The organism is Acetobacterium sp. (genome assembly GCF_041752335.1).
GTDB lineage: Bacteria > Bacillota > Clostridia > Eubacteriales > Eubacteriaceae > Acetobacterium.
This window is the reverse complement of sequence record NZ_JBGSHG010000036.1, coordinates 37,306-52,851: the sequence shown is the minus strand read 5'-3', so window position 1 is coordinate 52,851 and position 15,546 is coordinate 37,306. Positions and strand designations below refer to the sequence as shown.

Below are 15,546 nucleotides of genomic sequence, written 5' to 3'. Positions count from 1 at the left end.
TTTTCAGCGGAATACTATTTAAACTTGATCGCTTTCATCTGGGTAACAAAAAAATAATCTCCGGCTGAAGAAACCATCTCAGACCAGGTCTTAAACTTGCTGTTTTTTATAACCAGGGAATCGAGTTTAGCTTCGGGAATGGATTGAAATTCATCCTCTGTAATCGCTGAAAAACCTTCGGAATTCAGAAACAATTCAAAATCATCAAAACTCGTATACTTTTTAATAAAGGATCGACTAAGATAGTTTTTAATAATGTTGAATTCACCTTTTGATGAATTTTCTAAGCTATTACCAGATGAATTTTCCGTTTTTCCCAGAGCGTTTTCTTCTAATAACATAACAAGTACCTCCTTGGAAATTTCAGTAGTTTACTGTTAGTTGCATTATTGCAAATTTAATGAAATTAAGCAAGAGCTTTCTTTGATAGGGCAAAAGAAAGGACTACGATAGCTGAGGTATCAATTGAAGAAAAAAGTTTAGAAACTTGACAGGCGAATTTATATGGTTTACCATATGAATAAATAGCTATATGAAGAATTGTTCATAATAGTTCAGATCTATGAAATTTAAAAAAACGAAATGGAGAATAAGATATGAGTAAAGTGGAAATTTATGAGCCGGCAATGTGCTGCTCAACTGGTGTATGCGGACCAGGTGTCGATCGGGAACTGTTAAGAGTTTCAACCTTCTTAAATGAGCTGGAGGGAGAAGGTAGAAAAGTCATTCGTTACAATCTTACCAGTGATCCGATGGCATTTGTTACAAATAAAGAAGTCAATGATATTATTGCCAATGAAGGAACGGAAGCTTTGCCAATCACAATTGTGGATGGGGAGATCAGACAAAAGGGTTCTTATCCGTCTAATGCAAGTTTTGCAGAATGGGCAGGAATGACAAGAGAAGATATTATCAAGATGGTCCTAAAAACACAGAAAGTATCTTCAAATGGTGGCTGTTCCTGTGGCAGTGGTTGCTGTTAAGTTTTAATCAATATTAAGCTGAAAAGTGGTGATACGAGTGATTGGGTGTATTTGGGAAGAATTCAGCGGACCTCTGAAATGGTACATCAACAAACGTGTGGCCAATAAAGAAGATGCTGAAGATCTTTTACAGGAGGTCTTTCTCAAGATCCATAACAATCTGAGGTATCTGGAAGATGAAAAAAAGATTCATGCCTGGATCTATACCATCACCAAAAATACCATTAAGGACTACTATCGAAAAAACAGCAGAATGCCGGAACTCACCGAGCTTGATGAGAATATTTCAGAACATAATCCGTTGGAATTAACGGCCAGTCGAGAAATTGCAGCTTGTCTAAAGGGAATGATCCACAATCTGCCTGAAAAATATAAAGCGGTAATTCTGCTTTCAGAGTTTGAAAAGCTGTCCCAGAAAGAAATAAGTAAAAAGCTTGGCATCTCTGTCTCCGCTGTGAAGTCCCGGGTTCAGCGAGGCCGAATAATGCTCAAAGAAATGCTGCTTGGTTGTTGCCAGCTAGAATTCGACAGCCTGGGTCATTTGATTGATTACGAACATAAAGAAGAAACTTGCAGATTTTGTAAAAAAATTGACGTTTAAATGCGTCTTTTTTTATTTTTTTGCGTCTTAATAAGTGAAACTAAATTCAAACGGAGGTTTGTAAGATGAGTAATAAAGAAGAAGCAAGAGCGTTCATCAGAGAAAATTATGCCCAGGTGGCGCAAAGCGGTGCCGCAGGGGGGTGCTGTGGTGGCAGCTGCAATTGCAGCGATCCCATGGATATCATTAATGCTACTATGACCATCGGTTATGATGCTGGTGATCTGATTAATGCGCCGCCAGAATCCAATATGGGGTTGGGCTGCGGTAATCCCATTGCTATCGCCAGCTTGAAACAAGGCGACGTTGTCTTAGATCTTGGCAGCGGCGGTGGTTTTGACTGCTTTCTGGCAAGAGGTCAGGTTGGCGCGACAGGTTATGTTATTGGAGTGGATATGACACCGGAAATGATCAAATTGGCGCGGAATAATGCAGCAAAAAGCGGTTATAGCAATATTGAATTCCGTTTGGGTGAAATTGAACATTTGCCGGTGGCGGATGCTTCTATAGACGTAATTATTTCAAATTGTGTCATTAATCTTTCACTGGAAAAAGAAAAGGTATTTAAAGATGCTTACCGTGTCCTCAAAAGCGGCGGCCGTTTGGCACTGTCGGATGTGGTTGCCACTGCAGAACTGCCGGAAACGATAAAAAATGATCTGGCCATGGTGGCTGGGTGTGTTGCTGGTGCTGAGCATATGGTTGAGATAAGAGCGATGATGATACGAGCCGGTTTTCAAAATATTAAACTAATGCCAAAGGACAACAGTAAAGAAATTCTGAACAATTGGCTGCCAGATAAAAAAATTGAAGATTATGTTGCTTCATTTATTATTGAAGGGGATAAAATGTAAAATTAATTTTCTCAGTTTTCAAAAAGAATTTTATTGACTTATTGAAAAAGTATTATACAATTGCATTGCGAATCGATATTCTTGAAGATAGCTTAGAACGATGCATCATTAAATGTTTAAGTTCGGTTGAATTGGATATAAAACAACTTAAAAGAAAGAGATGATGCTGCATGGCATGGTCAGGTGGATTGAATTGGAAAAGAAAAATAGAGATGTGAGTAAAACCTTATGTTAGAATTTGCAATCCTCGGTTTTTTATTGGATCGGGATATGACCGGGTACGATGTCAAGCAAATGATGGTCATGAGGACCTCTAATTTTATTGATGCCAGTTTTGGCAGTATCTATCCAATGTTGAAAAGGCTCGAAAAGGTGGGGCTGATTACTTTTGCAGAAATCGTCGAAAGTAATCGATTCAAAAAAATGTATACCATTACGCCCAAAGGGCGGGAGCATTTTATGGAATGGCTACAAACACCCTGCACATTTTCTCCATTCAATCTGGAATTTCTGGCAAAACTGTTTTTTTATAAGCATTTAAAGAAAAATGATGCGATCCTTAATATTGAACTTTTCAGAGGAACAGTCCAGGATGCCATGGAAAAACTGTCAGAAATTGAAAGGACTACCGGTGAAGGGATGGATCCCTTTGAATACGCCAGTCTTCAGTTTGGCAGGACCTATTACGAAATGGTTTTGAACTGGCATGAAAAACTGATTGATGATTTGAAACGCACGCCAGTGGAATAAGTGGGTAAAAAATTAACCGTGCATCTGTACAAGATGCACGGTTTTTTAAAGATCATTATTATTTTCTGACATAATCCGCAAGAAAATATCGGCGATTTCCGGATCAAACTGGGTGTGTTTGCCCGTTGTGATTTCCTGAAGAGCCGCTTCCGCGGTCAAGGGTTCTTTATAAGGACGGCCATAGGTCATGGCGTCATAGGCATCGGCGACGGCGATGATCCGCGCCTGCAAGGGGATTTGTTCTCCCATTAAGCCTTTGGGATAGCCTTTGCCATCATAGCGTTCATGATGAAAAAGAATGATATTGGCCAGCGGGGCATAGTCATTAAGGGAGCTTAAGATACTGTAACTGATTTCCGGGTGTCGTCGGATTTCCAGCCATTCAAAATCACTGAGTTCGTCTACCTTATCGAGGATCTCGTTGCCAATGGCAATTTTTCCGATATCATGCAGGGCCCCGGCAGTTTTAAGCTCATTAATTTCTTCTATGGTCATTCCCATTGAGGCACCGATCAGGCCACTGATTTTGCTCACTCGTTCTGAGTGTTCCTGTTCTCGGGGAAGTTTTTCATAAAGGGTCTTCATAATAAACTGGATGGCTTCGTTTCGGGTGCTGTTGCGTTCGGAAATTTTGTACTGATACATTTTATTTTCAGCTGCTTTGAAAACCTCGGCAATTTCTTCATCGGCAGTGGTTTTTACGCTCCAGCCGCTAGAAATAGAGACCTGACCGGCTTCCAGATGTTCGCGGCTCAGGGCCACATTGATCCGCTTTGCCAGTTCTTTGGCTTCATGGATCTCGGTTTGGGGAAGCAGAATCACAAATTCGTCACCACCGATCCGGGCGATGATGTCGTCGCTCCGGCTGATCTCCCGCATGGTCTGAGCAACCTTCTGCAATAATCGATCCCCGGCCAGGTGCCCAAAGGCATCATTGGTCAGCTTTAATCCGTTGACGTCAAAAATAAGCAGGGATAAGGGCAGGTTCCTTGGGGTATTAAGACGTTTAAGTTCCTCATCGAAATAGCGGCGGTTGTATAAGCCGGTGAGGTGATCGTGGAAACTCAGGTATTCAATCTGTTCCTGTTTTTCCTTTTTATCGGTAAAGTCCCGGAAGACAATCACAACCCCGGTAATATGACCATCCTGATCCTTGATCGGGGCGGCACTATCCTCAACAGGGAGCTCCCCTCCGTTTTTAGAAAGCAGTATGGTGTGATTATTCAGCTCGCTGATTGTACCAGTTTCCAGCACTCGACTGGCAGGACTTTCGCAGCTTTCCCGGGTATATTCATCAAACAGATTGAGAACCTGATCCAGCGGTAAACCGTAGGCCTCTTTCTGAGTCCATCCGGTCAGATTCGCAGCGACCTGGTTGATGAGGGTAACACAGCCCCGGGCGTCGGTTGATATTACACCGTCACCGATCGATAACAAGGTGGTTCGTAAACGCTCCTTTTCGATAAAAAGTGATTTTTCGATGAGTTTTCGTTGGCTGATATCCTGGCCTTGAGCAATGGTGGCGATGATAATGCCCTCGGTATTTTTGATATTGGCAGAGTTCCAAAGCACCAGCCGTTCTTCACCGGAAATATGCAGAATCGGAATTTCGACGCTGTCCCAGCGTTGACCTGAGGCAGTTTCCCGAATAAACAGCATCGATTGGATTTTGCTGGAATCCGGAAAAAGCAATTCCAGATGTCGGCCTAATACTTCAGAACGGGTCCGTCCAGTCAGCTGCTCAAAGGCATAGTTAAATTCAGTAATTTTAAAGTCCGGTGACCAGGTAATAATCGGGGCGTTGGCATATTGGATTAGATTGGATAAATATTCCTTGGTTTCCTGAAGATCTTTTTCGCGTTGTTTTTTTTCACTGATATCGTGGATGCTGATCACAAATCTGGGGGATTCATTGTCCACGATATAAAAAATCTCGGCCAAAAACCATCGCTCATCGGCTGGCAGTGGAGATTTATACTCAAAATCCTGCTTTTTACCAGTTGCATAAGCGGTTTCAAAAACTAAAAGCATTTCATCCGTTAAATCTTTGGAAAAAACTTCGGAAAGATGACTTCCGATGATAATATTTCTCGGAATAAAAAGGGTGGAATCATCATGTACGATCACATTGGTGAAATAATAATCGTCGCTGACCTCAAAAACAATATCGTGGAGGGTGGTAAGAAGCAGATTACGTTCAGCCAGATCCTGTCGTTCCCGGGTTATGTCATGAAACAGGGTGATAAAATAATTGGTTTCAGGAGAATAGATCTGAATCCGATACCAGCGGTTCAGATATTCGGAATACTTCTCAATTTCCTCGGAACCGTTGTTGAGGGCAATCTTACCATAAATCTCAATCCAATCGAAAATAGCTTCAGAATTTTCAATGGCGTTAAAAACCTGCGTCACCGTTCTTCCGATAATTTCCTCGGCGATCAGACCGGTTGCTGTTTCAAAGGCGTTATTGACCTCGATAAATTCATAATCCACAGGAACACCCTGGGCATTGCAAATAATTCGATGATAGGCATAGCCCACATGCAGATTTTTAATAATTTCATGATAAAAACTATTTGTCATAATCCCTGGCCTCCCTTGTAAAAACTTATGGCTTTTTATCTTGCGAAAATCCACTTGTTTAATCCGGCGCTTTGATACTAAAATCGGAACGGTTTTATATTCATATTATGCATAATTTTAATATAGAATACAATGATTTATTTATAAATCAGGAACGATTGCAAATAAAAATAGAAACACTTAAGTTATTTTCGTTTTTTATCGCTTTTTTTACGTTTTGTGAGTATCAGGGATGGTGAAATGGCACACTAATGCTGGTGAAAAAGGTAGGCATCACCCTGAAAAGCGATAATCGATAGCAACGGTTTTAACGAAAAGCAAAGGTTAAGATGGCAGCTTAAAAGCGTTTTGGATAGCTGCGATCCGGGCATCAAGAGCGGCCTGAACAACACTTTTTTTCAGGTTGATATCGAACCCGTGAAAAGTCCCCTTAAGGTAGTTAAGGGTCACATCGTTTCCCGAGTCTTCGAGTTTTTTTGCATAGGCAATGCCTTCATCACGGAGGCAATCCCATTCTTCTACTTCAATATAGGACGCTGGCAGGTTTTCAAGGGAAGGATTGCTGATGGGGGAAAGGTACTTCATCATTTCGGTATCAGCGTTTTTCAGGTAGTAGCGCCACATCTGCTTGTTGAGATTAGCGTTCCAGCCAGGTGTATTGACAAATTTTAGGACCGATTCGGTTTGTTGAGAAGCATCGGTAACCGGATATATTAATAGTTGAAAACAGAGTGCAGGGCCCTTTCGATCCCGTGCTAATTGAGTGACCGCAGCAGCCAGGGCGCCTCCGGCACTGTCGCCGCCAACTGCGATTCTCGCTGGATCAATTCCTAATTCTGGGCAATGATCTTTAACCCATTCCAGGCTGGTGTAACAATCCTCTAAAATGATGGACGAGGTGTGATCGGGTGCAAGACGATAGTGGACAAAGACAATTTTACATCCGGCACGCAATGCGTACTCGCAGGTTTTTCTATGCATATAGCCGAAATCACGCAGGACAAAAGCCCCGCCATGATAATAGACAAGGCAGGGTAAAGGGTCCTGGATTGAATTTTTCGGTTCATAAATAGTCAGCTGAATCCTACCGCCGTCAATTCCCGGGATTGATTTTTTTTGTTTGGCGATTGCTTTTTTGCGGCGGCAAAGGGTAACGCTTATACCGGCCATTATATTGATCGCTTTAATGAGTAAAGGCGACAGTATTAAATTTGGGACGGCTGCCTTTTCGTATCCGGCAAGGTCTTTATGTAAGACGATTTCTAAGTCACTCATATTTTTTCAGGCATAAAACAAGGATAATTTTTATGCACACTCCTTTTTTTAATAATACTATAAAAACGGCAGACTGATCCAGTTGATCTAGGTATTTTTCCACCGTTTAAGGGTGGGGAAAAAGGCTTCCATCTCTTTTCTGGCTTGAGCTTCGTTAATTCCAGGTTTTTCTTTCAAGAGATAGGGGATACTCACCTCAATCATCCGTTCTCTGGTGATCTTTGTTGTGAATACACCGCGTTTATAACAATCGTCACAATAATCGCTGCTTTTGGCACCGTTTTTTTCCGTTCCATAGAGTTTATCGGTTTGTCCCATGGGTTTTCCGCAGCTCTGACACAGTTTTTCGTTCATTGTCCCATCTCCATTCATGGTTTGAAATTCGGGTTTTTTATGAATTCACGCCGGGCCATTGGTGGTCTGCAGATATGCAAATTAAAATATCTGCAAACATTCTCTATCAGCCTATTATACCCGGGGTTCATGCATCAAAACAAGTGATCAATTAATTTTACCGGTGAGATTGCCGCCAGACTATCAAAAAAGGATGTTTCACCCGGATTTTAGTGGGTTGAGACATCCTTTTTTGATAGCATAAGTTATTCGCAAAGAAAGTAAATTTGTTTACAGTCAACGTTTTTGGCGATTTGGATACCCTTGTAAAGAAGGGTGGTGACAGCATGCTGATCAATACCAAGTAATCGGGGAAGAATCCCGTTGAGTAAAAAGACTAATTCGGTAATGGAATCATCAAGTGGTTTTTCAAAATAGTTCAGAAAGTATTCCCGACGTCCGCCGAAATCGATGAAAAGTAAGTTATCAAATTCTCTTTCGCTGACGACCAGATTGTATTCCTGAATATAACCAAGGTAGGTGTTGCGGATGAAATCACCGGCAATTCGATAATTTGACGCTTTTTTGAGAATTTCATAATAAAAGCGCCGATTCTTTTCGTTGTTGAGAATTAGATCAAAATAGATATAACTCAATGCTGCGTGATGAAGAATCGGATTTTCACATCCATCAATTGATAATGCAGTCAGGCACTTACCAATTTGCTGATAATAATCCGCATATATTTCGTGGACAATATTATCTTTTGTTTTGAAATAATAGGTAAAAAGACCGAGGGGAGTATCAGCTTTCGTGACAATATCTTTAATCTTAGTATTTTCGTACCCTTGTTCATAAAAGCATTTCTTTGAAATTTCATAAAGATGGTTTCTCGTCTGAATACCTTTTTCGTACATGATACACTCCTTGCGGTTTATGAATTCATTCTGTCTATATACTATCACATTTCACCCAAGATTTAAATCTCAAAAATTATAAATTTCTCTATTTTTATGATTTTATCTTAAAAAAAAAATAGATTCGTCAATGTTTTAAATCAATTTTAAAGTCTGACGCCAATATTTGTTGACAATAATAATAATATGTAATATATTACCTTTTGTAGAAATGTTTGTTTTTGATACTCGGTGTCAGAAAAAATAGAGGAAAGAGGACGATTATGATTACCATATTATCAGATCACACCAGACAAGAAGTTGGCGAAAGACTTGATATAAAATTAAGGGAACGGAAAATAGCGACTGAACTTATTTCCCTGACTGACCTGAATGTGGGTCCTTGTTATAGTTGCGGCGGCTGTACCGATAAAACCTATGGACAGTGCGTCCATCGGGATGATGCCGATATTATTCTACCTATACTGATGAAAACCGATGTGCTGGTAATGGTTACTCCGGTCAAATGGGGGAGCTATTCGTTTAAAACGAAACGTGTTTTTGACAAATGTGCCATTATCGGAGATCGGCATTACTATTGCAAAAACGGGGAACTGGTTAAAGGGAGCATTGGTCGGGTTCACACGTTTGTGGCGATCGGTGTTAAGGATCAATGGAAGAATGACGAAAAAAGTGCTTTTAAAAATCTGGTTGAGGAAAATATCAAGATTATGAACATCAAGGGTAGCGTTCATTTGGTTGATGACAGCAACATCAGTACGTGCCTTGAATCGGTAATGGAGGGTTTAAACTAATGAAAAAAGCGCTGATTTTAAATTTGAGCCCCAGAAAAACTGGAACAAGTGTGATGTTGGCCAAGCGTTGCAGTGAATTTTTAGCGGCCCGGAATTATCAGGTGGAAATCCTGCATTTGTATCCAAACTTAAAAAACATGAGCCCGCTAATGGCGGCGATTAAAGAAACTCAGTCAATCATTATGGTTGGTCCCAGTTACATTGATACCTATCCGGCAGATACGGTTTATTTATTGGAAGAGCTTGAGAAAAATAACGACGTTCTCCATGGACAAGATCTCTATGGGATTATTCAGGGCGGCATGCCTTATGTTCATACGCATGAGTCAGGTCTGAAGATGCTAGAACTGTTTGCGGCAGAGAATGGCCTCAGTTACAAAGGGGGATTTGTGATTGGCATGGGGGCAATGCTAAATGGCCAGCCTTTGGACAAGCTTTTAAATGGAAAAAAAGTTGAGAAAGGGTTTGCATTATTTTTAGAAAACATGGCGAATCAAGACAACTCACCACCGGAACTATATCATCAAGCGCAGTTAAAAATGCCAGGACTGGTTTATTGGTTTATGGCAACCATGATGAATCGCAAAATTGACAAAGAACGAAGAGAAAAGGGGATTGATGATCAGGAAAAAAGCCCCTATGAAAAGTTAGAACTTAGTTAGCCAAAAAACAGTTGTACAGATGACACGATAAAAAATAAGTTTCCTGCATTTTTATCAGAAATAAGGGTACAAAGTAAAAAAAGAGTAATGCAAGAGATTAATTTAAGAAATTTATTAAGGAGGTGGATTCATGGATCAGGAAAAACCGACTCGAAACCTGGGATTTGTAAAAAATACATCAGAGGATTCCCGGCGAGAAAAGCCTATGCTTTTTAAAACGAGAAAAAACTCACTTTGGGGTATGGTCATTATTGTATGCTGTCTGGTTATGGTTATGACAGGGGGGTGTTTTAGTGGATCAACTCAAGAAAACAGTAAATCAGCAGCCGATGAATCCATGGTATCTGATCAGGCAACCGGCGAGACGGCAAATGCTGCGCCCGTGCCTGAGGCTACGGCAAATGCGAGCGTTCCCTTTGACACATCTAAAATTATTTATACCGGAAATATCAGCCTGAATACCGAAGACTATCAAAATACCTTTGAAAGAATCAGCAGTTATGCAGCCGAACTGGGGGGATTCGTTCAGGATTCCGGATCCAATTATGCATCGGAACAAGCTGGTGTCCAGGCCAATTCCGGTTATCTTACGATTCGGGTGCCATCGGATAAATTTTCAGAAGCGATGACGCAGATCCAGACTTGGGGTAGCCCTATCAGCGCCAATGTCAACAGCACCAATATTTCTCAGCAGTATGAGGATGTTCAGGCGCGGCTCAATAATCTGAGAATTGAAGAGGGGCGGCTGTTGGAATATTTAAAACAGGCGACCAATATTACCGATATGTTAGCCATTGAAAGTGAATTAAACCGGGTTCGAACAGAAATTGACAGCCTGACGACGACCATTAAAAACTGGGACACTGAAATGGCCTATTCGACAATTTATGTATCGTTGTACGAAAAGAGATTATCCTCAACAACAGTCAGTTCGCCATTTTCAGAAATATTCACAAAAATTGGGGAAGGTTTTGTTACCTCAATAAATGTCTTGCTATATATCATTGCATTTCTTGTTGTTTTAATTTTCAGACTGATACCATTTGCAGCCATTGCCGGATTGGGGTTCTTTATTTTTATAAAGATCAGAAAGAAAATCAAAGAGAGAAAGAAAACTGCCAAGAAAATAGAAACCGGTAAAATGGAAGACGAAAAAACAGAAAATAAAAACTAAGGAGGAAAGACAATGTTTTGTGAAAATTGCGGCAAACAAATTCCCGATGATGCAGTATTTTGTACCCATTGCGGGGCCAAACAGTTAAAAATACCACCGCCGATCCAAACCGTGCGCAGTGTGCAATCGCCTCAGCCGGTCAGACCAAGTTCGCCTCAGTCAACGGCTCGAGTCAATGGGGGAGCGGATCTGATCACGATGGGTCAGTATCTGATTATGTTTTTGATCACGGCCATTCCTATTGCAGGCATTGTAATGCTTTTTATCTGGGGATTCGGCAGCGAAACGGGGCCCAATAAAAAGAATTTTGCCCGGGCATACCTGGTGATGATGGCAATTGCTATCGGCGTGGGCATTGTGATCAGTATCGTGATGGGGGCGATTATGGCTTCCTTAATGAGTTCCATGTATTATTATTAATCAATAAATAAAAAAAGATGCCTGATGATGGCATCTTGATGGTGCTAGTATTGAATTTTTGATCTGATACGGCAGATAAACGCTCAAAAAAAAAGCATGTGTTCGAAATTTGAACGTTCAATAATCGTTTAACGCTCAAATAAAGAACAATTTAAATGATCGCATTATCAAAAAGCCCTGAAAATGGGCTTTTTTTTATTTGGCACGTTTATTGCTAATATATAACGTTATCATCAGTCACAACGTGAAAATGATACAGATCAAGCTAATGGAGGACTCAATATGAAGGTAGTACCTGTCCGGGAATCTGTGGGTATGTTCCTTGCCCACGATATGACACAGATCATTCCAGGGACATTTAAAGGAGCAGCGTTTAAAAAAGGGCACATTGTTCAGGAAGAAGATATCCCCCGGCTATTGAACATGGGAAAAGAGCACATTGCTATCATCGAATTTAATGATGGCACAATCCATGAAGATGATGCAGCACTGCGATTAGGAAAAGCTGCTTCGGGAATTGGAGTTGAATTTGTCGGCGCATCTGAAGGGAAAGTCACTATGACCGCAACTCAATCGGGATTGCTAAAAATCAATGTCAGAGCTCTCCAGGAAATCAATGAACTGGGAGAAATGATGATGGCCACGCTTCATACCGATACCATGGTTTCAAAAGGAACCTTAGTGGGTTCTACCCGTATTATTCCACTTTCAATTGATAATGAAAAGTTGATCAGGATGGAAGAACTATGTGCTGAAAATGGACCGATTGTCGAAGTACTTCCGCTGAAAACATTTAAAGTCGGAGTGGTAACCACTGGCAATGAAATTTTTTACGGCCGGATTGAAGATAAGTTTGGTGATGTGATCAGAGCAAAATTTGATGAACTTGATTCGTATGTATTTAAACAGGTTTTTTCTCGGGATGACTCAGATATGATTGCTCAGTGTATCCTGGAATTAATAGAAGAGGGTGCCGACATTGTCACTGTAACCGGCGGAATGTCAGTGGATCCCGATGATGTAACTCCCGAGGGAATTAGAAAAACAGGGGCCAGGTTTGTCTCCTATGGAGCACCGACCTTGCCGGGAGCCATGTTTTTGCTCTCGTATTTAGGCGATATTCCAATTTTAGGATTACCCGGTTGCATCATGTACAGCCGCCGAACCGTTTTTGATTTGGTGGTACCAAAGTTGATGGTTGGCGAAAGATTAACCCCCAAAGACATTTCCCGACTTGGTCATGGTGGCTTATGCTCCACCTGCCCGGAATGTCACTATCCCAATTGCGGATTTGGTAAGGGCGGAATTTTCTAAGCTCCCATATAGTAATATTTAATATTTTAAGGAGGATTTCAAGTGGAAAAAAAGACATTGTTTATCAATGGCGTGGCTCAAACGGTTATTGTTGATCCGGAAACGAGTTTGGCAAATGTTATCAGAAAACAACAGGGTTTAACCGGAACAAAAGTTGGTTGTGGAAAAGGTGAGTGTGGAACCTGTTCAGTCATTTTGAATGGCAAGGTTGTTCGATCTTGTATTACAAAAATGAAGCGGATTGCAGACGAGTCGACCATTATCACCATTGAAGGTGTTGGAACCAAAGAAAATCTTCATCCGCTGCAATTGGCATGGATGGTTAACGGAGCGGCTCAATGTGGTTTCTGTACACCAGGTTTTATTGTTTCTTCAAAAGCGTTATTGGAAGAAAACATAAATCCAACCCGGGAAGAAGTTCGTGCCTGGTTCCAGAAAAATCGGAACGTTTGCCGTTGTACCGGTTATAAACCATTAGTTGACGCGGTTATGGATGCGGCCAAATTGATGCGTGGCGAAGTAACCAAAGAAGACCTGTGGTTCCAATTGAAAGAAGGGGCTTCCATTATGGGTTCAAACATGGCCCGTCCTTCAGCTTTGGCAAAAGTTACCGGAACCTGGGATTTTGGTGCCGATTTGGGCTTGAAAATGCCAGCGAATACCTTACATATCAAATTGGTACAGGCACAAGTTTCACATGCTAACATTATTTCTGTTGATACTTCAGAAGCAGAAAAAATGGAAGGTGTATTCAAAGTTATTACTGCCAAAGATGTTCCCGGAACCAATCGTATTAACGGTTTGGCATTCCCAACTAATTTAGGGGATGGCCTGGAACGTCCGATTTTAAATGATAAAAAAATCTTCCAGTTTGGTGATGCCATTGCGATGGTACTGGCTGATACCCCAGAACAGGCAGAAGCAGCCGCTGCAAAAGTTGTTGTTGAAATTGAAGAATTATTACCATATATGAGTGCGCCTGCGGCAATGGCAGAAGATGCCATTGAAATTCATCCCGGCACACCAAACACCTATTTTAAAACCAATATTGTCAAAGGTGACGAAACGGCTGAATTAATGGAAAAACTGCCAAATGTGATCGAAGATGACTTTTATGTCGGACGTCAACCACATTTGCCATTAGAGCCAGACGTTGGATTTGCATATTTTGATGAAGATGATAACCTGATGGTTCATTCCAAGAGTATCGCCCTTCATTTCCACCAGTTAATGACTGCCGAAGCCATTGGCGTAGATCCCACAAAATACTTCATTGTTCAAAACCCAACCGGTGGAACATTCGGATATAAATTCAGTCCAACCATTGAAGGTTTATTGGGAGTGGCTGCCTTGGTTACCAAAAGACCTGTTTATTTAGAATTTGATATGTACCAACAAATTACCTATACCGGAAAACGGTCACCATTCTTTATGAATGTAAAAATGGGTGCCGACGAAAATGGTATCCTCCAGGCGATGGAAACGGACTGGTCAGTGGATCATGGTCCATACTGTGAATTTGGTGATCTGGTAACCACCCGTGGTTCGCAATTCATTGGAGCCGGTTACAATATTCCCAACATCCGTGGTGAAGGCCGAACCGTTGCCACCAACCACGCCTGGGGCTCAGCATTCCGAGGCTATGGCTCACCACAAAGTTTATTCGCGTCTGAAACCTTAATTGATATGCTGGCTTACCAAATGGGCGAAGATCCGTTGGAACTCCGCTACAAAAATGTATATCGTGAAGGTGATACGACACCAAACGGCTGTCCTCCAGATGTTATTGTATTGCCAAAGGCACTTGATACTATTCGACCATTTTATCAGGCGGCCAAAGCTAATACTGAAGCATTAAATGCTGAAGGCGGAGATATCAAACACGGCGTTGGTATCTCGCTGAATATCTATGGCTGTGGACTTGACGGTCCAGATTCCTCAGAAGTATGGATTGAATTGACTAAAGACGGAGTTACCGTTGGAGATTCATGGGAAGATCATGGCCAGGGTGCTGATATGGGAACATTAACATTTGCCCATGAAACACTGAGACCATTGGGAATTCAACCAGAACAGATTAAACTGGTTATGAACAATATGAAACTAACACCAAACAGTGGACCCGCCGGCGGAAGTCGTTCAAATGTAATGACTGGAAATGCCATCAAAGTGGGTTGTGAAAACTTACTGGCAGCCTTGAAAAAAGAAGATGGCAGTTTCAGAACATACGATGAAATGGTAGCTGAAGGCTTGCCATTGCGATATGAAGGCGTCTGGACAGCACCTTGTACAGCTCCAGGTGTTGAAACAAGCCAGGGAAATCCTTTCCCCGTTTACATGTATGGGGTGCTGTTGTCTGAAGTATCAGTTGATACCACCACCGGAAAAACTCATGTAGATAAAATGACCCTTGTTTCGGACTGTGGTACCATTACTAATAAAACAGTTCTTGAAGGACAATTATATGGCGGTCTGGTTCAGGGGATTGGTTTAGCCCTCAGTGAAGATTTTGAAGATCTAAAAAAACATACAACCTTAACCGGTTGCGGGATTCCCCAGGTTAAAGATGTACCAGATGAAATTGTTTTGATTCATCAGGAAACACCGCGTCCATTAGGACCATACGGAGCTGCCGGTGCCGGTGAAATGCCATTATCTGCACCACATGCATCGATAGCGAATGCAATTTACAATGCCTGTGGCGTTCGCATCAAACATTTACCAGCTTATCCAGAAAAAGTGCTCGAAGGTTTAGAAGCCTTAAATAAGTAGGTTAAGTCTCATGTCCAAAGGAATTGAAAGCTTCTAAGCTTTCAATTCCTATTTTAAATTATAAAGAGAATTACTTTGTTAAGTGAGTTTGGTTGTCTGTTTCGATAAATAATT

The 15,546-nt window shown here is 41.3% G+C and carries 15 protein-coding genes; 10 read left to right on the top strand and 5 right to left on the bottom strand.

All coding sequences use genetic code 11. The features are described 5' to 3' along the window. Nucleotides 1-14: 14 nt before the first annotated feature. Complete coding sequence (locus ACEW8F_RS05195; RefSeq protein WP_373482412.1) at nucleotides 15-341, bottom strand: hypothetical protein; 327 nt, start codon at nucleotides 339-341, stop codon at nucleotides 15-17. 255 nt (nucleotides 342-596) lie between these two features. Between ACEW8F_RS05195 and arsD the strand changes: the two genes are divergently transcribed. The 4 genes from arsD to ACEW8F_RS05175 all read left to right on the top strand — a co-directional run bounded on the left by arsD (nucleotide 597) and on the right by ACEW8F_RS05175 (nucleotide 3,188). After that, a complete protein-coding gene (gene arsD / locus ACEW8F_RS05190; RefSeq protein WP_373482411.1) occupies nucleotides 597-983 on the top strand; it encodes an arsenite efflux transporter metallochaperone ArsD in 387 nt (128 codons plus the stop codon). Nucleotides 984-1,020: 37 nt separating this feature from the next. Next, entirely contained in the window at nucleotides 1,021-1,584 is a 564-nt protein-coding gene (gene sigZ, locus ACEW8F_RS05185) for an RNA polymerase sigma factor SigZ (protein ID WP_373482410.1), read from the top strand. Nucleotides 1,585-1,649: 65 nt separating this feature from the next. Next, nucleotides 1,650-2,438 (top strand): arsenite methyltransferase, encoded by a 789-nt coding sequence (gene arsM, locus ACEW8F_RS05180; RefSeq protein ID WP_373482409.1) that lies wholly within the window; start codon nucleotides 1,650-1,652, stop codon nucleotides 2,436-2,438. 228 nt (nucleotides 2,439-2,666) lie between these two features. Next, nucleotides 2,667-3,188, top strand: a complete 522-nt coding sequence (locus ACEW8F_RS05175) for a PadR family transcriptional regulator (RefSeq protein WP_373482408.1) — start codon at nucleotides 2,667-2,669, stop codon at nucleotides 3,186-3,188. 45 nt (nucleotides 3,189-3,233) lie between these two features. Here the strand turns inward: ACEW8F_RS05175 and ACEW8F_RS05170 are convergent, their stop codons facing one another. The 4 genes from ACEW8F_RS05170 to ACEW8F_RS05155 all read right to left on the bottom strand — a co-directional run bounded on the left by ACEW8F_RS05170 (nucleotide 3,234) and on the right by ACEW8F_RS05155 (nucleotide 8,296). Beyond that, the gene (locus ACEW8F_RS05170) at nucleotides 3,234-5,771 is read right to left on the bottom strand and encodes a PAS domain S-box protein (protein ID WP_373482407.1); all 2,538 of its coding nucleotides are present in this window, start codon (nucleotides 5,769-5,771) and stop codon (nucleotides 3,234-3,236) included. A 324-nt stretch (nucleotides 5,772-6,095) separates the two neighbouring features. Further along, nucleotides 6,096-6,941 carry an alpha/beta hydrolase gene (locus ACEW8F_RS05165; protein ID WP_373482406.1) on the bottom strand — a complete coding sequence of 282 codons (846 nt, stop codon included), beginning with the start codon at nucleotides 6,939-6,941 and terminating at the stop codon, nucleotides 6,096-6,098. A 192-nt stretch (nucleotides 6,942-7,133) separates the two neighbouring features. After that, nucleotides 7,134-7,400: a zinc ribbon domain-containing protein gene (locus tag ACEW8F_RS05160; protein WP_373482405.1), complete on the bottom strand. Its 267-nt coding sequence runs from the start codon at nucleotides 7,398-7,400 to the stop codon at nucleotides 7,134-7,136. 245 nt (nucleotides 7,401-7,645) lie between these two features. Then, nucleotides 7,646-8,296 carry a TetR/AcrR family transcriptional regulator gene (locus ACEW8F_RS05155; protein ID WP_373482404.1) on the bottom strand — a complete coding sequence of 217 codons (651 nt, stop codon included), beginning with the start codon at nucleotides 8,294-8,296 and terminating at the stop codon, nucleotides 7,646-7,648. A 263-nt stretch (nucleotides 8,297-8,559) separates the two neighbouring features. On the opposite strand from ACEW8F_RS05155, the gene ACEW8F_RS05150 reads away from it, so the two are divergent. From ACEW8F_RS05150 to ACEW8F_RS05125, 6 genes are all read left to right on the top strand, one after another. Then, nucleotides 8,560-9,090 (top strand): flavodoxin family protein, encoded by a 531-nt coding sequence (locus ACEW8F_RS05150; RefSeq protein WP_373482403.1) that lies wholly within the window; start codon nucleotides 8,560-8,562, stop codon nucleotides 9,088-9,090. Beyond that, the gene (locus ACEW8F_RS05145) at nucleotides 9,090-9,752 is read left to right on the top strand and encodes a hypothetical protein (RefSeq protein WP_373482402.1); all 663 of its coding nucleotides are present in this window, start codon (nucleotides 9,090-9,092) and stop codon (nucleotides 9,750-9,752) included. Before ACEW8F_RS05150 ends, ACEW8F_RS05145 begins: the two co-directional genes overlap by 1 nt. Before the next feature lie 130 nt (nucleotides 9,753-9,882). After that, nucleotides 9,883-10,926, top strand: coding sequence for a DUF4349 domain-containing protein (locus ACEW8F_RS05140; RefSeq protein ID WP_373482401.1), 1,044 nt, complete (start codon nucleotides 9,883-9,885; stop codon nucleotides 10,924-10,926). A gap of 12 nt (nucleotides 10,927-10,938) precedes the next feature. After that, complete coding sequence (locus ACEW8F_RS05135) at nucleotides 10,939-11,346, top strand: zinc-ribbon domain-containing protein (protein ID WP_373482400.1); 408 nt, start codon at nucleotides 10,939-10,941, stop codon at nucleotides 11,344-11,346. Between the two features lie 282 nt (nucleotides 11,347-11,628). Continuing rightward, nucleotides 11,629-12,660: a molybdopterin-binding protein gene (locus ACEW8F_RS05130; RefSeq protein ID WP_373482399.1), complete on the top strand. Its 1,032-nt coding sequence runs from the start codon at nucleotides 11,629-11,631 to the stop codon at nucleotides 12,658-12,660. A 42-nt stretch (nucleotides 12,661-12,702) separates the two neighbouring features. Further along, nucleotides 12,703-15,432, top strand: a complete 2,730-nt coding sequence (locus ACEW8F_RS05125) for a molybdopterin-dependent aldehyde oxidoreductase (RefSeq protein ID WP_373482398.1) — start codon at nucleotides 12,703-12,705, stop codon at nucleotides 15,430-15,432. Nucleotides 15,433-15,546: the final 114 nt, after the last annotated feature.